Origin of the sequence: Echinicola jeungdonensis (assembly GCF_030409905.1) — a bacterium.
Lineage (GTDB): Bacteria > Bacteroidota > Bacteroidia > Cytophagales > Cyclobacteriaceae > Echinicola > Echinicola jeungdonensis.
On the sequence record NZ_JAUFQT010000001.1, the window covers coordinates 217,100 to 238,650 of the forward strand.

Consider the following 21,551-nt stretch of genomic DNA (forward strand, 5'->3'; position numbering starts at 1 on the left):
ATTCGGGTTTTTAGGTTAAAAGGAGAAGTTTAGGCCAAAGGAATAAATTCGGGGTACCGGATAGAAATTATTATCTATACCTCCCCCAGTGTTATTATCCACTCCTGGGGAAATCTCTGGACTCACCCCGTTATAATCCGTGATGACAAAGACGTTTTGAACGGTTGCATTGGCTTTTAAGCCCACAGACGAGCCAAAGATTTTTCCAAAATCATAACCCAATGAGAGGTTTTGCATCCTGATAAAGGAAGCATCCTCCAGATAATAGTCAGACCTTAGGTTATAATTCTGGAAATTGGTCCTCAATACATCTACCGGCATATTGTTCAGGTAATCAGGAAACCTCAAGCTTTGGTAAGCCGCATTGGCAGAATGGACATTATTATAAGCCTTGTTTCCTATGTTTCCCCGAAGGGAGAATGCCAACGACCAACCTTTGTACCTTGTAGATGAGTTAAACCCAAAGAAATGTTTTGCATTGGGATAACCATTTCTGATAAGATCCTCGGCATTGATCAGCCCATCTCCATTTTGGTCTACATACAAATCCTCTATGGGATTGCCCTCATTATCATATACTTGCTCATAGACATAAAAGGCATTTGGCTGGAATCCAACAGTATGAACCTGAATGGTATTTCCGGTCCCACCACTAATTCCACCTACCAATATTCCTTCTGCATCTTCCTCCACATTACTTAAGCTGGTAATAGTGCTTTCATTGTAAGTATAATTGGCACCAATGTCCCAATTCAAATTGGCATTTTTGACCACATTATAATTGATCCCAAATTCAACACCTTTGTTTTCTATGCTTCCCACATTGGTAAATAAGCGGTTAGTCAAGTTTGTACCGGCGGGAACGGGAATTTCTGCTAACAGATCATCGGTCTTTTTAAAATAATAATCGAGGGTACCATACAACTTGCCGTTCCAGAACTCATAATCGATTCCTATATTATAGGTGGTGGTTTCCTCCCACTTGATGTCGGAATCATAACCTTCCGGCCGCAGGGTGGTGTAGTAACTGTCTCCTAATATATACCTGGAGGCATCATCACTCTGAACATAGCGTGGCAAATAAGGGAAATAAGACCCGATATCCTGCTGCCCTGTTACTCCATACCCCAACCGCAATTTCAGGTCGGAAAGTGTTTCATTGGCCTTCAGGAAATTCTCCTCACTTACACGCCAAGCTGCTGCCAGTGATGGGAAAATTCCCCATCTATTATCCGGGTTAAACCGGGAAGAACCATCTGCCCTTACCGTAGCCGTAAAGAGGTATTTGTCATTTAAGTTATAATTGACCCTTCCAAAATAGGAGATCAATCGGTATTGGGGCCTGGTTTCTATGCCTGCAGGTTCCAGCACTTCTCCTTCCTCGTTGACCCTTTCAAAAGTAGGATTGATGGTAAGAAAATCCTGGAAGGAATATCCAGCTGTTGCATTGATACTTCCGGCAGATTTGAAATCCCTGGCATAATTGAAGTAAAAATCAACCAGGAAATTTTCTTTGGACTGCTCATAATGGTCAATGGATCCTCCCTCATTGAATCCTGCTGCAGAAGAGGAAGGAATGACAATATCTCCTTCACTGGAAGTAATATCATAACCCAGGTTCAGATTGGCTTTCAGGCCGTCCACAAATGGGAGATCATAATTCAGCTGAAGGTTACCAATACTTCTTTTCACCTCACCCTGATCATTTTTTTGCATCAATAATCCCAAGGGGTTTCTTGGTGCCAGTGTTTGTGGAGTTCCATTATCATTGGTCCACTCACAAAAGCCTCCCAGTCCATCAGTATCATAAACCGGCTTGGTTGGATCAAATGCAGCTGCAGCTCCAATAGCATCCTGGTTGGCAAACCTGCTTTTGGTCAATACTCCTTTTACATTGAAATTCACATGCAAGCGGTCATCAAAAAAGGAAGGGTTCAAATTTAAGCTGGCAGAAGTCCTTTCCAAATTATCAGTTCTTAGGATTCCATCCTGGTTCAGATAACCAACCGATACCCGGAAGGGCAACACTTCTTTCAGTGCCCCGGTGACACTGACATTATTATCATAACTGATAGCATCCTGATAAATGACATCCTGCCAATCAGTATTGGCATCACCCACCAATGCTTGTTGGGAAGGAGAAGCCTGTTCTTCCACCACAGTCCTAAACTGATCTGCCGAAAGTAAGTCCACAGTATTGTTCACCCTGGAAAGTGAAACAAGGGAACTTGCATTCACCCTGGTTTGCTGACCTGCTTTTCCTTTTCGGGTTGTAATCAAAACTACCCCATTAGATGCCCTTGAACCATAAATAGCGGTGGCTGAGGCATCTTTTAAAATATCAAAAGTGGCAATATCATTGGGGTTCAGAAAACTTAGAGGATTGGCCGCACCTGAAACCGTGGAATTATCAATTGGAACACCATCTATTACAATCAAAGGATCATTGGAAGCATTCAAGGAAGACCCTCCGCGGATCCTGATTTTCCCCCCGGAACCAGGCGAGCCGCCATTGGGTGTAATCTGTACCCCGGCCACCTTTCCGGTGATCAATTCTTCAGGATTGGTTACCTGTCCGGCATTAAAGTCATCCCGGACCACAGAACCAACAGAACCTGTAAGATCCGATTTCTTTTGAGTACCATATCCAACCACGACGACTTCGTCCAGTTGTTTGGTATTTCCCTGCAGTTCCACATCAATAGTGGATTTATTTCCTACTTGAATTTCCTTGGCATCATAACCAATAAAGGAAAACACTAAAATATCCTCTGAACTTTGGATATCAATACTATAATTTCCATCCATACCGGTAGTGGTACCTTTGGCGGTCCCTTTGATCAGAACATTCACAAAGGGAAGAGTTTCTCCAGTTTCTGCATCTCTGACGGTTCCACCTACTGTTTGGGCCTGGGCATTTCCCCCATACCCCAGCAACATTGTTAAGGATACCAATACTACCTTTATTAAGGTATAACTGTTTTTCATAATTTTTTGGGTTTAGGATTAATCGTTAATTAGAGTTTTCAATAATTTCTTTAAATATTAATATTAAAATCTTTTTTCCCGGGATTAGGTTTATGCAATTCCAATGTCTCAATCCCGGCTTCCTGCTGCTTTCTATTAATAATTTACTCACAAAATCAGCCCTTAACAAGCTTACAAGGAGAAAATTCAGGAGTATTTTTTATGCAAACGTCACCGCAAACGTTTTCCATGGGTTAAAAAATTTATAACAAAAAAGTACAATTACCACTAAAAATCTATTTTTGCTTCTTGAAGGATTTTTAATGGGATTGATTTATTAACCCGACAAAAAACTTATATTAGAATCTTAGAAAAATCTAAAAAAATCATGAAACTAGGACAAGTCACCATAAAGGACATCGCCAAAGCTTTGAACATTTCCTCCTCCACCGTTTCCAGGGCATTGAAGGATTACCCCGGTATTAGCGAGGAAACCAAATCAAGGGTAAAAGCCTTGGCTAAGGAAATGAACTACCGGCCAAATGCGGTGGCTTTGAGTCTTAGAAAAAGTAAATCCCACACGATTGGGGTAATTATTCCGGAAGTAGTCCACTTTTTCTTTAGTACGGTAATCAGCGGCATTGAAGAAGTGGCTTATGCAAATGGTTATAATGTAATTCTATGTCAAACCAATGAGAAGGTAGAAAGGGAGATTTCCAGCGTGGACACTATCATTTCAAATCAAATTGATGGCCTTTTGGTCAGTTATTCCAAGGAGACCACTGACTTTTCCCATTTTCAAAAACTCATTGATTATGATTACCCGGTCGTATTTTTTGATAGAGCGCCTGAGTTGGGAGATGTGGTAAATGTAACCGTAAATGATTTTTCGGGAGCTTATCAGGCTGTGCAACACCTTATATCGCAAGGATACCGGGAAATCCTTCATCTTGCCGGGCCAAAAAACCTATTGATTAGCAAAAACAGAAAAGAAGGCTACCAGGCAGCCCTAAAAGATGCAGGTCTGGAAATTAGGGAAGATCGGATCATTGAATGCCCATTGGGTACTCCGGAAGAAAGTGAAGAAATTTGCCTTAAATTATTTTCTGATCCTAATGAGAGGCCGGATGCTGTCTTCTCTTCAAATGATATCGCTGCTTTAGGAGCCCTAAAGGCCATCAAATCCCTGGGGCTAGAAGTTCCAAAAGATGTGGGAGTCGTGGGATTCAGCAATTGGCAGTTTGCCTCTATGATTGACCCACCCCTATCCACTGTTTCTCAACCGGGTTTTCAAATGGGGGAAAAAGCCGCCCAATTGCTTTTGGAAATGATAGATCAAAAAGAGGCAAAGCCAACCCAAGGAAAAGAAGTGGTTTTGGAAACGGAATTAATCGTAAGGGGCTCATCTCAGAGGAAATAAGTCCCTTCCCTCATTTTTTTTGAAGAATTTTCATTTTTTTATGCACACGATTGAATAACCCCATTCGTCCAGATTTCTGCTCAAAAATGGCCAATTTCTGTCCTTAACCCCCAAACAACCAATTTTTTACTATCATAATACTTTATAAATTAGCTTTTAACAAAAGGTAAAAAAACAATTTGAAATGGCCTCCATTTAAATAAAATGGAGCAATTTCAATTGATTCTTACTGCATCATTATCCTAGGCCAATTACCATAAAAATACCTGCTGCTTTTCCAAATAAAATATGGCCTATTGAGATGTTGAGTAAAATCATCAATATTAGTTCTTTATCAATTTATAATCCAATCCCAAATGACCGTTGTATCCAAATCGATCCATGGTTCCCAAAACATCACGGCAGGTTGCATTATCTCCTGGGAACAGACTCCATATGGCATTAAAGGAAAAACTTCCGAGTCCAATTTTGAGATTTCAGTTTACTCACCCGAAATCATCAGGGTTCAGCTTAGCCGGGAAGAAATCTTCAAACCTAACCCCTATAGCGTGGTTTCATTGCCACAAGAGGGTTTGGTAGAAATTATTGACCAGGAACAAAAAATATTAATATTAACTGGCAAAATCCAAGTTAAAATTGACAGGGATAATTTCGCCATAACTTATTTGGATAAAAAAGGCCATGTGCTCAATCAAGATGACCCTGCTTTTGGGGTTTCCTGGTTAGGCACCGAGGTCACCAATTATAAAAAGCTGCAATCCGATGAAAAATTCATTGGCCTGGGTGAAAAGACTGGGCCGATCAATAAGGCCGGCAAAGCTTATACCAACTGGAATACTGATAATTTTGCCTATGGCAATGATTCAGACCCATTATACATGTCCATTCCTTTTTATATGGGGATGCACCACAATGGAGCCTATGGTATATTTCTGAACAATACTCATAAATCGGTTTTCAATTTTGGAGCTTCCAATAACCGTTTTGCCTATTTTTCAGCAGAAGACGGAGATATGGATTATTTTTTCATCCATGACAAGGAAATTTCCGGGATCATTTCAGCATACACCCAGCTAACAGGCCTTCCCCCCATGCCTCCCAAATGGGCTTTGGGCTATCAGCAATGTCGCTATTCTTATTATCCGGAATCGGAAGTACAAACCCTGGCCCAAACCTTCCGGGACAAGGACTTTCCTGGAGATGTCATTTATTTGGACATCCACCATATGGAAAAGTACAAGGTTTTTACTTTTGACCAGGAAAAATTCCCTAACCCCAAAGCCATGATCAAGGCTTTAAAGGCAAAAGGCTTCCGGGTAGTTGTGATCATGGACCCAGGCATCAAAGTTGAGGAACCCTATGGACCCTACAGAGAAGGAAAATCTAAAGACCTTTTCCTCAAATATCCAGATGGGGAAATTTATGAAGGGCAGGTATGGCCGGGTTGGTGTGCCTTTCCCGATTTTACTTCAGAAGAAGTCCGGAAATGGTGGGCAGAAAAAATGTCCTATTACCTTGAATTAGGTGTGGAAGGTTTTTGGACGGACATGAATGAACCTGCTTCCTGGGGGCAATTTACTCCCAACCTGATCAATTTCAATTACGAAGGAGAACAGGTCAGCCACCGAAAAGCCAGGAATATTTATGGAATGCAAATGGCCAGGGCTGCTCATCAAGGGGCCGTTCAAAACCACCAAAGACCCTTTGTCCTTACCAGGGCGGGATTTTCAGGCGTCCAGCGTTATGCGGCTGCCTGGACTGGGGACAATGTTTCCAGCGAAGATCACATGTTATTAGGAGTTCGACTGGTAAATAGCCTAGGGTTAAGCGGGGTATCATTTGCAGGTTACGATGTGGGAGGCTTTTGTGGAGAAGCTTCACCCCAGCTTTATGCCCGCTGGATGAGCATTGCGGCATTTTCCCCCCTATTCAGGGCCCATTCTATGATCAATAGTAAGGATGCGGAGCCATGGGCATTTGGAGAGGAAGTGGAAGAAATTTCCAGAAACTACGTCAAACTACGATATCAAATGCTGCCCATGATATATGCAGCATTTTACAGAAGCAGCAAAAATGGTCTCCCTGTTGCCAAAAGCTTAACGATAGATTATTCTAGGGACACCAAAATATATGAGGGCCCTTATCAAAATCAATACCTCTTCTGCGATCAATTATTAATCGCTCCAGTGGAAAGCAATAAGGAGATCACCAAAGTTTATCTGCCGGAAGGGACCTGGTATTACCTTTTCAATGACAAGCAATATCCAGGAAAACAGGAGATTTATTTAGATACTCCTATCAATTACCTTCCCGTTTTCGTAAAAGAAGGTTCTATTATTCCCATGCAATCACCGATTGCACATACCGGTGAACAACATGACGGTAATCTCCGGTTGCACCTTTATAAAGGCGAAGGTAAAAGCCAATATATCCATTACGAAGATGATGGTCAGAGCCATGATTACCAATCCGGCCATTGGTATCAAAGGGCCATCATTTTAGACAGTGACCGGCAAGAATTAACACTGGATAAGGTAAAAGGTACTTTCCCCTCTACATTTGAGAAAATAGAATTGATTTTCCATGGATTTGATATCCGAAAAGTAAAGTTGGAAGAGGAGGAATTGGCCCTATCCAATAAAGTTGAAGCTTTCCTTCCCAAAATCACCGATTTTGACCCATTACCTGATAATCGACTACCTTATTTAGAAACCCCGGTTCTTCCCCGGGTAATAATTAATAATTCCCCTAAAAGGATGGTCATTAAATTTAAATAACAGATTGAAATGGAACCCAAAATAATCAATAAGGCAGAGGAAACTGAAAATAATCCGGAAGAGAAAAACAAGATCAATCAATCCAATACTTCCCAAAAGGGAGAAAAGAAAAGGCTGAGCTTTTGGCAAATATGGAATATGAGTTTTGGCTTTTTGGGCATCCAAATGGGATTTGCCCTACAAAATGCCAATGCCAGCCGCATCTTGCAGACCTTTGGAGCAGATGTGGAACACCTCTCTCTTTTTTGGTTGGTAGCTCCCATTACAGGGATGATCGTCCAACCTATTATTGGTCATTACAGTGACCGGACATGGACCCGCTTGGGAAGGCGGAGACCTTATTTTCTGGCGGGGGCTATTTTGGCAGCAATTGGCCTATTCCTTTTACCCAATGCTTCTCTTTTTATTGCCTTCCTTCCTGCCCTTTGGGTAGGAGCAGGTTTCCTTATGATCATGGATGCCTCCTTTAACATTGCCATGGAGCCATTCCGAGCTTTGGTGGCTGACAAATTGCCTACTGACCAAAGGACATTGGGGTTTGCCGTACAAACTTTGCTCATTGGAATAGGCGCAGTTCTTGGTTCATGGCTTCCCTATATCCTTGCTGAATGGGTAGGAATAGAGGCGGTAGCCTCTGAGGGAATTGTCCCTGGGAATGTCATTCTTGCCTTTATCCTGGGAGCTTCCATATTAGTTGGAACCATACTTTGGACCGTTTTAAGGACTACAGAATATCCACCCGAACAGCAAAAGGGAACTACTGAAAAGGTAAAAAGCAAGGGCTTATCAGCCATTTTCACGGACTTTTGGCAAATGCCCAAAACCATGCGCCAATTGGGGCTGGTGCAATTTTTTTCCTGGTTCGCCTTGTTTTCCATGTGGGTATTTACCACCCCAGCCCTTGCACAGCACGTATGGGGATTACCAGCAACAGACCGCTCTTCTGCCCTGTTCAATGAAGCAGGCAACTATGTAGGGTTGATCTTTGGGGTTTACAATTTGGTGTCTGCGTTATTTGCCCTTTTACTTCCTGTTATTGCCGGAAAAATTGGCCGGAAAATGACCCATGCGGTATGTTTGGTGGCTGGAGGTTTAGGGTTGATGTCCATGATTTCTGTAACAGACCCTTCCATGAAATGGATGCTTAATCTTTCTATGGTAGGTGTGGGCATTGCCTGGGCAAGTATTTTGGCCATGCCCTATGCCATTCTTGCTGGTTCAATTCCTCCCAAAAAAATGGGGGTCTATATGGGCATTTTCAATTTCTTTATTACTGCTCCTCAAATATTCAATGGGTTTGTTGGAGGTTTTATTGTTAAACATTTATATGGCGGCCTGGCTATTTATTCCCTCTTTACTGCCGGTATCATTTTAATTATTGCCGCTGCTTGTGTCTTTTTTGTAGAAGACCGGGATGATGTAGTTCTTTCTCCATAAGGACCTTTAATTTTCCCATTGCTTACTTTATTGAAATTAATCCTAAACTCAATTACCTTATGAGAACCTATTACTTACCCCTATTAATCACCCTAATGCTATTACTTTCCTGGACGGGAAAAACCCAAGCCCAGGAATCACTCGATAAAATTGACGGTCAATGGTGGAAAGAGGGAGTCGTCTACCAAATTTACCCCAGAAGTTTTAAGGATTCTGACGGTGATGGTATAGGAGACCTTGGCGGTATAATTGAAAAATTGGATTACCTCCAAAGCCTGGGCATTGACATCGTATGGCTGAACCCTATTTACAGTTCCCCTAATGATGATAATGGCTATGATATCAGCGATTACCGGGCCATTATGGATGAATTTGGTACCATGGAAGAATTTGACACCCTACTAAAGGGAATGCATGAGCGGGGAATTAAACTGGTTATGGATTTGGTAGTCAACCACAGTAGTGATGAACATACTTGGTTTCAGGAGTCAAAAAGTTCTCGGGACAATCCCTACAGGGATTATTATCATTGGTGGGAAGCAGAAAAAGGAAAACCCACGCCCCGGTACAGCTTTTTCGATGTCAATAATGATGCTTGGAAATATGATTCTACCACCAATGCCTATTATTTACATTATTTTTCACGTAAACAACCCGACCTCAATTGGGAAAATCCAAAAGTACGGCAAGAAGTTTACGATATAATGAAATATTGGCTGGATAAAGGCATTGACGGGTTTAGAATGGATGCATTTCAATACGTCTCCAAAGACACGACTTTTCCAGCTTTTCCAGAGGGATATGAAAAAAACATCATTGAATATTATGGCATGGGGCCCCACCTTCACGATTATCTCAGGGAAATGAACAGGGAGGTAATCAGCAAATATGACATCATGACCGTGGCAGAAGGTGCAGGCAGTACCTTTGAAGATGCCATTTCATTGGTAGCTCCTGAAAGGAAAGAGCTAGATATGGTCTATCATTTTGAAGGAATGGATATTGGCAATGACTTGGATGGATATGATTTGCTGGATTTTAAGGATGTATACACCAGATGGGACAGCGCCATGGAAGACAAAGGTTGGGTATCCATCTTTTTGGCCAACCATGACGTACCGAGAATGGTCAGCAAATTTGGCAATGACAGCCCAGAATTTCGAGCAGCTTCTTCTAAAATGCTGACTACATTTATCTTAAGCATGAGGGGAACCCCCTATTATTACTATGGGGATGAACTGGGAATGACCAACATTGATTTTGATCAAATTTCTGATTACAAAGACATCGCTGCACTTAATGGTTATCAAAATGCCCTAAAAGAGGGCAAAGACCTAAGCCGATATATGAAAAAACTCAATTTTCTTTCCAGGGATAATGCCAGAACCCCCATGCAATGGAATGCCTCAAAAAATGCCGGGTTTTCCAATGGAGAACCCTGGATTGCCGTAAACCCTAACTATAAATCCATCAATGTTGAAAATCAAGAAAATGACCCTCAAAGCTGCCTGAATTATTTTAGAAAAATGGTCCAATTGAGGAAGGACCACCCGGTTCTGGTTTATGGCGATTACCAATTGCTTTGGCCGAAAAATAAGAAGGTTTATGCTTACACCCGAACCTTGGATCAGGAAAAACTATTGGTACTTCTAAATTTTTCCACAACTCCCTCCCAACTTCAATTGCCCAAATCAATTGTTCTTAAAAAGGAGTTGATCAATAACCTCGAAAACAAGAATCTCCACCAATCAAAACTTACTTTGGCCCCATATCAAGCTTTAATATTCTCTATTCAATAGTTTTCACAAAAAATAATCAAATTAAAAAGAAGGCTCTCAATGCTCTAAAGTGGGATTTTAAAAAAAAAATTGGTTTTCGTAAAATAAAAAAACCAAAACAACATAATTGTAAAAAAAATAACCTTACCTTTATGACATAAAATTTTATATTATAATAATGACAAAAGGAATAGTAAAGTTCTTCAACGAATCTAAAGGATTTGGATTTATCACAGAAGAAGGAACCAACAAAGAACACTTCGTACATATCTCAGGCCTAATCGATGAGATTCAAGAAGATGATGAAGTAGAGTTTGATTTGCAAGAAGGCAGAAAAGGATTGAATGCTGTAAACGTGAAAGTAATTTAATATTATATATTAATATTTTTGCAAAGGTAATGAAGCCCCTCAATATTGAGGGGCTTTTTTTTTGGAAAAAAACTGAGCATATTTGTTTAACTCAGAATTTTATTTTTAATGACCATATATTCAACAACTAACCCTTAACCCGAAATTGTTATGGATCAATATTTGGCCGAGGCCATTAAAGAAGCACAAAAAGGCCTTCAAGAAGGGGGAATCCCTATTGGTTCTGTTTTGGTTTATAATGGAAAAATAATTGGCCGTGGTCATAACCGGAGGGTCCAAAAGGGAAGTGTCATCCTTCATGGAGAAATGGATGCCCTTGAAAATGCCGGAAGACAATCGGCTAAAATCTACCAAAAAAGCACCCTTTATACCACCCTTTCCCCCTGCCCTATGTGCAGTGGTACCATCCTTCTTTACGGAATTCCCAAAGTGGTCATTGGTGAAAATGAAACCTTTATGGGAGAAGAAAAACTCTTAAAATCCCGTGGTGTAGAAGTTATTGTGGAAGATAATGACACCTGCAAGGCCCTTATGAAATCTTTTCTTAAGGAAAAGTCTGATCTATGGAATGAAGATATAGGTGTTTAATTCACCAAATACAATCATCAACTAATCATATAGTAATAAAAATTCCCCTCAAGTTCTTGAGTGGGGAATCAGTAAATCAATATTTAAAATTTTCTCTTCCCTAATGAGGCCTAGGTTTCCTACTGTGTTTAATACATTTTAAGAGCCTACCCCATTTTTTTTGAAATCCCCTGGGAATATTGTCTCAGTTTCCACTCTATTTTTATCTTTGAGCATGAAAAAGATCAGAATTATTGGTGTTCCGGAACATTTTAATTTTCCATGGATACAAACTGTTGAAAAGCAAGCCCTAAAGGACAAGGGCTTTGAATTAGTTTGGAGGGATGAATCCAAAGGTTCAGGAGCAATGAATAAGGCTTTAAGAGATGGAGAAGCTGATATAGCCATTCTTCTAACGGAAAGTTTTATCAAGGATAAATTAGAGGGGAATCCAGGTAAAATCATAGGCTACCATGTGTTGTCCCCATTAACCTGGGGGATTCATGTGCCGGCAAAAGCCCCAGTAAATTCCATAGAAGAACTGCAAAATGCACCTTTTTTGATCAGTCGATTTGGTTCCGGTTCCCACTTAATGGCTTTTCTTTTGGCCCAAAAAAACAACTGGAGCCTTAAAGATCTCAAATTTGAGATAGTAGGCAATATGGAGGGTGCTCAAGCAGCCTTCCAAGACCAACAAGCCAAAGCGTTTTTATGGGAAAAATTCACAACCAAACCTTTGGTGGACCAAGGCCTTTTTAAGCGAGTTGGGGAAATCCCTACCCCTTGGCCCTGTTTTGTGATGGTTGCCCATGAAAATATTTTAAAGGACTATCCCGAGGCCATCAAAGCTTTGCAAGACCACCTTTATAGCTGCTCTAAGGAATTAAGTCAAGAGCCAAATTTGGCTTCAATGATCAGTCAAGCTTATGGTATCCAGGAAGAGGATATTCAAGCCTGGCTAAAACAAACCCAATGGGCCACCAACTCTCAAATAGAAAAATCCACCCTTGAAAAAACCATGGATATTCTATTTGATCTGGACTTGATTACTTCAAAGGTAAAAGCTGAAAATTTGGTGGATTCTGATTTCGCCAGATTGGTTTAATGAATTAACCAAATAAGGACAATAGGACACAAAGGGTTTTGGTTATCATTTCATTCTATAGAAATACCCAAAAACTATTGTGGCCTATTATGGTGAATCAATTTTCTTTATTCATCTCTGAGATGGGATCTCCATCTTTCAGGTCTTTACTGACTATGGCATAAGGGCCAGCAATCAATGTTTCCCCCTCCTGAACACCCTTCTTGATTTCAATATTTTCAAAATCTGAAATTCCGGTTTCCACCTTGGCTCTTTTTGCTTTTCCATTTTCTGCTTTGAAAATCAACTCCTGCAAATCGCTGGAAGAGTCTGTGGTATCTTTCCTGACATTTTCCCTTGTGGTGACTGCTGCCAGGGGGACAGCCAAAACATCATATTTCTTTTCTGTGATGATCTCCACACTTGCGGTCATTCCTGGCCGGAAAGGAAACCGGTTTTCCTCCGTCACCAAGTCCTGATAGGATTCATTGAGTACCCGGATCCGAACTTCGAATTCAGTTACGGCATCAGGACTGGATTTTTCATTGGCAGAATTGGCGATGGCAGTGACCACTCCGCGGAACTGGGTTCCCAAATGGGAATATGCATCTACATCAATCAAACTTGTATCACCCAGGGAAAGACGGACAATATCATTTTCATTGACATCTACCCTCACTTCCATTTTAGATAGGTCAGCAATTCGGAGCATTTCTGTACCTGCCATTTGCTGGGTACCGACCACACGTTCTCCTTTTTCTACCAGAAGCTTTGAAACCACCCCGGAGACAGGAGCAAAAACATTGGTTAAGCTTAAATTTTCCTGAGCTTCATTCACACTTGCCTGGGCACTTTTGACAACAAATTGAGCCGCTTCTACGGATTTTTCAGCAGCCATTAGATCATTTTCAGCCGTCAAAAAATTGGCCCTTGCTTGTTCAAAATCCGCATCAGAAATTACTTTTTCTTCATACAGTTTTTTTTCCCTTTCAAATTGAAGCTGGGCCTGTTCAAATTGGGCTTCTGCTCTTTTAAGTGCTGCTTTGGATTGGGCTAAATTGGCCCTTTGTTGGTTCAAATTGGCCCTTGTCCGGTCAAGCGCTGAGACAAAATTATCTGGTCGGATTTTCACCAAAAGTTCATCCTGTTGAACCGAATCACCCTCCTGGATGTTCAATTCTATGATTTCCCCTGCCACATCAGGACTTAACTTCACCTCAGTTTCGGGTTGGATCACCCCAGAAGCACTTACTTTTTCGACGATGGTTTTCTTTTCAGCTTTGGCCAGCTCCACTTTAACTTCCTCTTTTCCTCCTACCCAACCTGCTTTTCTGGCAATAAAGACAAAAACAATCAATACAGCAACCACTGCCATTAATATATATATTAATTTGTTGGACCTTTTTTTCGCCATGATTTTATTTTTATAATGTTAACGGATTCCCCAAATAGAAATCGAGAACTTTTACACTGAAAATGTATTCATACTTTGCCTGAAGCATATCTGCTTGTGCCTTGAAAAGATTGTTTTGTGAAACCTGAAAATCCACCGCATTGATCACTCCTACCTCAAACTGCTTTTGAGCCATCCTAAATGCTTCTTCCAGAGCCGCTACCTGCTTTCTGGAAGATTGATATGTTTTCAAAGCCCCCGTAGCATTGGTATATGCAGTTTCGATATCTTGTCTCAAGAGGTTTCTGGCTTCCTGTTCCTGCACCTCTGCCAATTGCTTTTGGACCCTTGCCCTTTGGACTCCTGCTTTATTTCTAAAATTGGAGAAAATGGGAATATTTAAATTTAAGCCAACAGCCTGAGAAAGGTTATTTTCTACCTGGGTGCCAAAAGGAGCGCTGTCCCCAAAACCATCTGGTTGATCCACATAATTGGAAAAAATATTTCCACCCAGCCCAAGACTGGGATAAAAATTACCCTTGGCAACTTTTAATCCATAACCCGCACTTTCCACGGCCAACTCCGCAGATTTGATTTCGGGCATATTATTTTCCGCAATTTGATAGGCTTCTTCAACATTATCAGTCGCAATCCAATAATCTTCTGCATTTAAATCCGGAACCGCCACTCCAAAATCTTTTTGAAAGGGAACCTGTATGGCCTGGCTTAAGTCCAATTTGGCCAATCTTAGATTATTTTCTGCATTGGTCAATTCCATCTCGCTGGTGGCATTTTGAGCTTCCAGGTCCAATTGATTTGATAAAGGCAGGGAGCCGACTTCCACCAACTTTCTTGTCCTTTTCAGTTGATTAGAAGTGATTTCCAATTGGGATTTAGCCACCTCTAGTTGTTCTTTTGCAAAAACTACATTGACAAAAAGGTTGATAATATTTAGGGTGATATTATTTTTGGTGGCTTTCAGGTCAAACTCTCCTTTTCTAAGTTCCGTTTTAGCTTGTTGAATACTATTGGTGACCTGTCCTCCGGAATACACGGTCATACTGGAATTGGCACTGAGGTTAATATTCCCAATTCTTCTGGTTTCAAAAAGGTTGGTAACCGGGTTGATGGACCGTCCCCAATTGTACCTTGAGGAAGTTGATGCAGAAAGGGAGGGCAATCGCTGTCCCTTTGCTTCCAACAAATCGGCTTCATTCCCCACTAAGTTTAACTCGCTCCTTTGAAGGTCCAAATTATTTTTAAGACCAATATCAATGCATTCTTCTAAACTTAAGGAGGTAATGTCAGGCTCCTGGCAATAGGCCCTGAAGATAAAAGCCAGCATAAAAAATAGCATTCCTAAAAATTTATTCTTCATTCTTTTCAATATCTCATTTTTCAGCATTAAATAATTTTCACCCTCTATATCTATCCCAAAAATACCCCTTAACCTTAGAAAAGAATTCTTCTACCTTTTGAAGGCAATCCAGGGTTAATATGAATCCTTCATTTTATTATTACTAATCTAATCATTAGGATTCAATTCTCATTTTTTTTTTGCCTAATAAAGGTTGTTCCAAAAAAAATTGTGCTGATTTTTTATTTATTTTGGCGCTTAAGCCTGGAATAAGCCGAATTATCATGAAAGAATTCAAACCTATTTTCATCTCCCCAAGCAAAGCTGATAAGTTTGACATTGTTGCAGATGCCCAACCGGACAGGGCTGCTTTTTTTGGGGATGGATTGTTTGAAACCATGATATTTATGAATGGTAAAATCCGTTTTTCCCAATTCCACCAAAACCGGCTTCAAGAAGGTTTAAAACAGCTTCACCTTTCAGGAAAAAACTTAAGCCATGTGGAAGCATTGGAATTTTTTATATCCAAAAAATGGGGAAAAGATCAGCCCCTTAGGATAAGATGGAATATCTTTCGGGCAGGCTTGGGCAAATACAGTCCCAGCACAACAGAAGTGAAAGAGAATTTTTTGATCCAAACCCATCAAAATTCGCCAAAGATAAAAAAACAAGTTATTGTCAGTAATTCGGTAAAGGTTCATCCATCGCCCTGGTCCCATTGCAAGACCCTTAATGCCCTTCCCTATGTGATGGCAGGGGTAGAAAGAATGGAAAGGAAAGGGGATGAAATTATTTTATTGGACCATGAGGATCATATTTCAGAGGCAGGAGCCTCCAACCTTTTCTGGATCATTGGAAATGAATTTTTCACCCCCTCTCTTTCTTGTGGTTGCATTGCGGGAGTTGGCCGTGCTATAATTTTGGAAAAGCTGAAGGAGTCTGGTATCCCTGTTCACCAAGGCCAATTCAAAATAAAGGAGCTGAATAAGGCGGACAGGTTATTCACAAGCAATGTTACTGGAATTAGTCATATTGCCCAATGTGAAGGGAAATCCTATAACGCTTCCCCCCTGCCATTGATTGAATCAATTTTTGAATAATATTCGGGTTATACAGATACCGAAGCCTTGATATGTGGGTGTGGATCGTAATTGAGCAATTCAAAATCCTCATATTTGAAATCAAAAAGGTCCTTAACCTCCGGATTGATTTTCATGGTCGGTAAAGGTCTGCAGTCTCTGCTCAATTGCAGTTTTGCCTGGTCCAAATGGTTCAAATACAGGTGTGCATCCCCAAAAGTATGGACAAACTCTCCCGGCTGAAGGCCACAAACCTGAGCTATCATCATAGTAAAGAGGGCATAAGAAGCGATATTAAAAGGAACGCCCAAAAATACATCTGCACTCCTTTGGTAAAGCTGGCAAGATAATTTCCCCTCCGCTACATAAAACTGGAACATAGTATGACAGGGAGGCAAAGCCATATTATCCACATCCGCCACATTCCAGGCACTGACCAATAACCTTCTGGAATTGGGGTTATTTTTGATCTGATTTATCAAATTTTTGATCTGATCAATTTCCCCTCCTTTTCCATCAGGCCAATGTCGCCACTGGTAACCATAAACAGGGCCCAAATCGCCATTTTCATCTGCCCATTCATCCCAAATCCTCACTTTATTATCTTTAAGGTATTTGATATTGGTATCTCCCTGAATAAACCAAAGAAGTTCATGGATGATGGATCTTAAATGGCATTTTTTGGTGGTCACCAAAGGAAAACCTTCCTGAAGGTCAAAGCGCATTTGATAGCCAAACACACTAATGGTACCTGTTCCAGTCCGGTCTCCTTTTTGGATACCTGTATCCAATATATGCTGCATTAACTGATGATATTGCTTCATGGGAATTGAGGGATTTTTTTTATCGGATGGCAATTTATGCAATCCTTCAAATTTGTAAAAGGGGATAGAATTTTTATTTAAAATGAAGAATTTTAAATCATTAATTATTCATTCTCAATTTTAAATTCATAATTCAACTTTCACTCTCTTTCCTTATTTCCTGATTTTGAACCAATTAAAGCTGATTTTTGTTCCTTTCTTTCAATTTGGGTGGCTTTGGACCCTTTCAGAACCCGTCGGACCCTTATCAATTACCAATTTCAAATCTCATCCCTATCCCCTAAAGAATATTCAATGCTTGTTCCTTGATCTTTTCCAGTTCATCTTTCATTATGATTACATGCCTTTGGATGGCAGCATCATTAGCTTTGGAACCAATGGTATTGATTTCCCGGCCTATTTCCTGGCTGATAAAGCCAAGCTTTTTGCCTTGTTTTTTACCCTCATTCAAATTCTTTTCGAAATAATCCAAATGGGTGCCCAGCCTTACTATCTCTTCCGTAATATCCAACTTCTCAAAATAATAGATCAGTTCCTGCTCAAAGCGGTTTTCATCAAAATCATTTTCCTCCATCCATTCCTGAAAATTATTCCTGATCCGGTTTTTGATCCTTTCTTTCCGCTTGGGCTCTTCCTGCTGGATTTGTGCAAGCCTTTCCCGGATTTCCTGGAGGTTTTCCATGAATTTATGGAACAATGTTTCCCCTTCATCCTCTCTAAATTGGTTACACTTTTTTAAAGCCTCTTGAATCACATTTTTAACCGTTTCCCATTCTTCAGGGTTTTCACCCTTTTCATTCAAAGAGGTGACCACATTGGGGGCTTGAGCAGCCATTTTAAACAATTCCACATCAGTAGCTCCCACCTTTTTGGCCATGGCCTGGTATTTTTCAAAATAGGTAACAAAAAGTTCCTCATTGATACTCACGGGAAGCTCATTACTGGACTTAGCGGTAAATTCCAGGTTCAAATTCACCTTTCCCCGGTCCAGCATATCCCCTACCCAAGTTCTGACCTCTATCTCCTTATCAGAAAATTGCCGGGGACTTCTGAGGTTTAAGTCCAAAAATTTAGAATTTAACGTTTTTACTTCGGCGCTGATGATATAACGCTCATCTTCAAAATTGGCTATACCATAGCCCGTCATGGATTTAATCATGCTGCAAACTTAATCAATAATAACAGTTCATTTTAGAAATTATACCCCAAAGTCACATAAAAGCGGGTTTCCTCAACATTATAGTTTCTTACAGGCCGGGCAACATCAAATTTCACATAGTAATTGAGCAAAACAGTCCTCAAGCCTCCCCCAAAACTCTGGAGCCATGGGTTGTTAAAGTTATTAAGGGTGATTTTAAAAGGAGACCCTTCCGTGTTGATCACTTCGGTATTTTGGTCATTGACCCTCTCCCATGGGGCGGAACGGTCCCAGGAAGATCCTGCATCATAAAAACCTACCAATTGGAAATTTCTAATAAAATTGGAGGCGATATTTCCCCTGGAAAGATAGGCAAACAAGGGTATCCTTAACTCTGCAGTAAAGGTGATTACATTCTTACCACGGATTTCATCATAATCATAGCCTCGGAGGTCCACAAATTGAGCAAATAGAATATCGGAGTTTTCAACCCCATCATTATTCCGGATTGGACTGGATTCCGGCCGGTTGGAAGGGGGCTGATAAAATTCATTAAAAAGCCAATTATCCATACCACCGACCAGGTAGCGTTGTGGGTTATTTCCAAAATAAGACCCTGCAAAAAGCCTAGTGGCAAATGTGATGCTTTTATGGATTTTTTGATAATTCCTCAGGTCCAGGTAGGCGTTGCTAAATGACCGCTCGGATTTGTCGATACCTTGATAATGGATAATTCCAATCTTTCCCTTAAAGCCTTGCTCCATATAAAGCCCTAAAAGGGTGGTTTTATCCATCACAAATTCTGCTTTACCACCGAGGTAATTTACATCAAAACTATTATCAATCCCCCCATTGCCTCGAATCAGAGAGTCAGAATTCAGGTTAAAATACTGGGTTTTGGCAAAAAATGGTGCCAAAGTCACCCGGCTATGCACATTAATTGGATAAGAAATACCCAATTCTGTTTTATTTAGGACATACCTCTGATGTGTCAGGTCACCCTCCGTGATCACCAAAGCTTTTCGATCATACCTTCCCCTGAAATCAATTCTATGCTTTAAATATTGGTACTCAAAGAAAATATCACTTCCAGACCTGAAATCCATGGTGGTCATCAGCCCTCCGGTAAAGGAGTGGTTATCCAGTAAATCCGTCATTTTTGCATTGAGACTGATTCCAAACCCTCTTAAAGGGTCCACCACAAATGAAGTATTGAGGCTGTTAGCAATGAATTGGGGAATATATTCCCTTGGCCCGGTCACCCTCCTTTGCATACTTTGTTGGCGGAAAGCATCCAGGATATCACTTCTACCGGTTGTATTATCCAGGGACTCTTCCTCCACAGGTTCTGGGACAGAGTCAAATTGGTAATTTTCTATATCAATGCCCCCTTCCCTTTCAAACCTTAACCGATCCAGGTTTATGGATCCTGTTTGGGGTGCTGCAGGTTGTAAAGTATCCAATTGAACTACTGGTTCTTCAGGTAAAGTATTAGAGGCTTCTTTCTCTTGATCTTTTTCCTCATCGGGAGCCTCCCCGGCATTATTATCAATCCTTCTGGTGGAGATCCTTTCATTTAGTTTTTTGGCTTGTTCCAACTGGACCCTGGGTATACTTGGGGTAAACTTGTCCAAATTTGGATAAGGTTCCAGTATCAATTTACTGCGTATGCCGTCATGGTAAGAATAAGCCCAACGGTTTACTGATGGGGCATAATCAAAGCTTTCTAAACTTTTGTCAAAAGCAGAGACCTGGCTGGAAACGGAACTTCCCAAACCCAATCTCATTACATTTGTGATACCACTTTGATCACTGAGATGAAGGACAAAATTCCTGTTCATTACCCTTGGCATATAATTAACCGAATTCATATTGGTAAGCCGGCTGGTCACAATACTATCCCCCAAATCCATGCGGAAAAGGTTAAAATATTCAGGCAACTTGCGGACATCCGGCGTTCGGGTAAGTACACTGTCCGGCAAATCCGCCTTATTGGAAGCAAAAACAATGGTGGAATCGTTGATGAAGGTAGGGGTGATGTTATCAAAAACATCATTGGTCAACTTCTTCCCTCTCCCCCTTATATTGAGGGTATAAATATCACTCCGGCCGTTGGAAATAGCCGAAAGAACCATATTGGTACCATTGGGAGCAAAATCAAGACTGGTAACCTGGGTGATATTTCGGAGGAAAATTTTGTCCTGACTACTTCCATCGATGCTTCTCATTCGAAGTGTGGTTACCCCCCGTTTGAAGGTGGCGATGGTAAGATTCAGAGTATCCCTCCAGGCAATTACCGGGGAGGTAAAATTGGCTTCCTGATCATCTGAAGAATGACCGCCTTTGTAAATGGTTACTTCCCGGTCAGTACTAAGATTTCTAACCTTTACTTTATATTTTCCATTGTTATTCTCCACATAAGCCAAATGTTTGGCATCAGGGCTGAACTTGATATCATTTATGGCTCCTGGTTTACCTTTTGAAGTAGAAGCAATTATTTTTTCCGTATCAGGGGATTCAAAAGTATTGAGCACATTTTCATTGAGCCCCACATAATAATCCCGCCATTGCTGGATAAATTCCTTGAAACTCTTGCCCAATGTATTGGCAATGCTGGTTTCTTCATTCCGGTTGATACGGCTTAAATTCAAAATACTGGAAACATACCGCTTACCATACCTCTCCACAATAAAATTCCATATTGACTGCCCGACTAACTCCGCTTGTTCAGAGTTCAGTTTATAAAGCCTGGGCTGCTCATTTTCCTTTAAATAATGCCTTACAAAATCATCCATTTCCCTGTCCCAACCTTTGGCAAGGTAAAGGGCAGCGCCATCAATAAACCAATCCGGGAAACTGTTGATCAAATTAGACTGAAAAGCATCAGCTATAGTGGACCCGTATAACATTTCCTCAATAATGATTTTGGAGGTTCGGTAAACTAACTCCTCCTTAAAAGTGGCCCATTTCCCAGTGTATGGAACCTCTGCCAAAAGTTTGGAAAAATAGGTCTGGCCGCTGACGGTGTAATTGTTTTCATTGAGGTCCAAATTACTTTGCAACCAGTCTTCTCGGGAATTATAAATATAAACCTTGGGTTTGGTATAGGCCACATAACCGACCATTTGGGTAATACGTTCAAATTGATTTTCCAGGTAGTCGATGGCCATCCGGGCATTTTCCCTTCCGCCATCATAATAATAAACTTCAAAATTGTTTGAACTGTAAAAATACCAATCGAGCTCCTTGTGCTGCAACCTGTTTTTCCCAAACCTTTCCCGGTCAAATTGGGCCTTCAGATCCAAAGTAGATCCAAGCCATAAAAGGGCAAAAGAAATAACAAACAAATATACTTTCATT

The 21,551-nt window shown here is 40.8% G+C and carries 14 protein-coding genes; 8 read left to right on the forward strand and 6 right to left on the reverse strand.

Annotated elements, in window-relative coordinates:
- Window positions 1-15: 15 nt before the first annotated feature.
- Window positions 16-2,988 (reverse strand): SusC/RagA family TonB-linked outer membrane protein, encoded by a 2,973-nt coding sequence (locus tag QWY93_RS00940; RefSeq protein ID WP_290246323.1) that lies wholly within the window; start codon window positions 2,986-2,988, stop codon window positions 16-18.
- Window positions 2,989-3,355: 367 nt separating this feature from the next.
- Between QWY93_RS00940 and QWY93_RS00945 the strand changes: the two genes are divergently transcribed.
- The 7 genes from QWY93_RS00945 (at window position 3,356) to QWY93_RS00975 (ending at window position 12,421) form a co-directional block, all read left to right on the forward strand.
- Window positions 3,356-4,387, forward strand: coding sequence for a LacI family DNA-binding transcriptional regulator (locus QWY93_RS00945; protein ID WP_290246324.1), 1,032 nt, complete (start codon window positions 3,356-3,358; stop codon window positions 4,385-4,387).
- Between the two features lie 356 nt (window positions 4,388-4,743).
- Complete coding sequence (locus QWY93_RS00950) at window positions 4,744-7,164, forward strand: glycoside hydrolase family 31 protein (RefSeq protein WP_290246325.1); 2,421 nt, start codon at window positions 4,744-4,746, stop codon at window positions 7,162-7,164.
- 138 nt (window positions 7,165-7,302) lie between these two features.
- On the forward strand, window positions 7,303-8,601 hold the full coding sequence (locus tag QWY93_RS00955; protein WP_290248798.1) for an MFS transporter: 1,299 nt from the start codon (window positions 7,303-7,305) through the stop codon (window positions 8,599-8,601).
- Window positions 8,602-8,660: 59 nt separating this feature from the next.
- A complete protein-coding gene (locus tag QWY93_RS00960; protein ID WP_290246326.1) occupies window positions 8,661-10,400 on the forward strand; it encodes a glycoside hydrolase family 13 protein in 1,740 nt (579 codons plus the stop codon).
- Between the two features lie 157 nt (window positions 10,401-10,557).
- Window positions 10,558-10,749: a cold-shock protein gene (locus QWY93_RS00965; RefSeq protein WP_290246327.1), complete on the forward strand. Its 192-nt coding sequence runs from the start codon at window positions 10,558-10,560 to the stop codon at window positions 10,747-10,749.
- Between the two features lie 150 nt (window positions 10,750-10,899).
- A complete protein-coding gene (locus QWY93_RS00970) occupies window positions 10,900-11,337 on the forward strand; it encodes a nucleoside deaminase (RefSeq protein WP_290246328.1) in 438 nt (145 codons plus the stop codon).
- A gap of 214 nt (window positions 11,338-11,551) precedes the next feature.
- Window positions 11,552-12,421: an ABC transporter substrate-binding protein gene (locus QWY93_RS00975; protein WP_290246329.1), complete on the forward strand. Its 870-nt coding sequence runs from the start codon at window positions 11,552-11,554 to the stop codon at window positions 12,419-12,421.
- Window positions 12,422-12,518: 97 nt separating this feature from the next.
- On the opposite strand, the gene QWY93_RS00980 is transcribed toward QWY93_RS00975, so the two are convergent.
- On the reverse strand, window positions 12,519-13,814 hold the full coding sequence (locus QWY93_RS00980) for an efflux RND transporter periplasmic adaptor subunit (protein ID WP_290246330.1): 1,296 nt from the start codon (window positions 13,812-13,814) through the stop codon (window positions 12,519-12,521).
- Window positions 13,815-13,824: 10 nt separating this feature from the next.
- The gene (locus QWY93_RS00985) at window positions 13,825-15,171 is read right to left on the reverse strand and encodes a TolC family protein (RefSeq protein ID WP_290246331.1); all 1,347 of its coding nucleotides are present in this window, start codon (window positions 15,169-15,171) and stop codon (window positions 13,825-13,827) included.
- Between the two features lie 263 nt (window positions 15,172-15,434).
- On the opposite strand from QWY93_RS00985, the gene QWY93_RS00990 reads away from it, so the two are divergent.
- Entirely contained in the window at window positions 15,435-16,250 is an 816-nt protein-coding gene (locus QWY93_RS00990; RefSeq protein WP_290246332.1) for an aminotransferase class IV, read from the forward strand.
- Between the two features lie 8 nt (window positions 16,251-16,258).
- Here QWY93_RS00990 and QWY93_RS00995 read toward each other — a convergent pair whose 3' ends face one another.
- The 3 genes from QWY93_RS00995 to QWY93_RS01005 all read right to left on the reverse strand — a co-directional run bounded on the left by QWY93_RS00995 (window position 16,259) and on the right by QWY93_RS01005 (window position 21,550).
- A complete protein-coding gene (locus QWY93_RS00995; protein ID WP_290246333.1) occupies window positions 16,259-17,053 on the reverse strand; it encodes a thymidylate synthase in 795 nt (264 codons plus the stop codon).
- Window positions 17,054-17,333: 280 nt separating this feature from the next.
- Entirely contained in the window at window positions 17,334-18,212 is an 879-nt protein-coding gene (locus QWY93_RS01000) for a YicC/YloC family endoribonuclease (protein WP_290246334.1), read from the reverse strand.
- Between the two features lie 32 nt (window positions 18,213-18,244).
- Entirely contained in the window at window positions 18,245-21,550 is a 3,306-nt protein-coding gene (locus QWY93_RS01005; RefSeq protein WP_290246335.1) for a biopolymer transporter Tol, read from the reverse strand.
- Between the last annotated feature and the right edge of the window lies 1 nt (window position 21,551).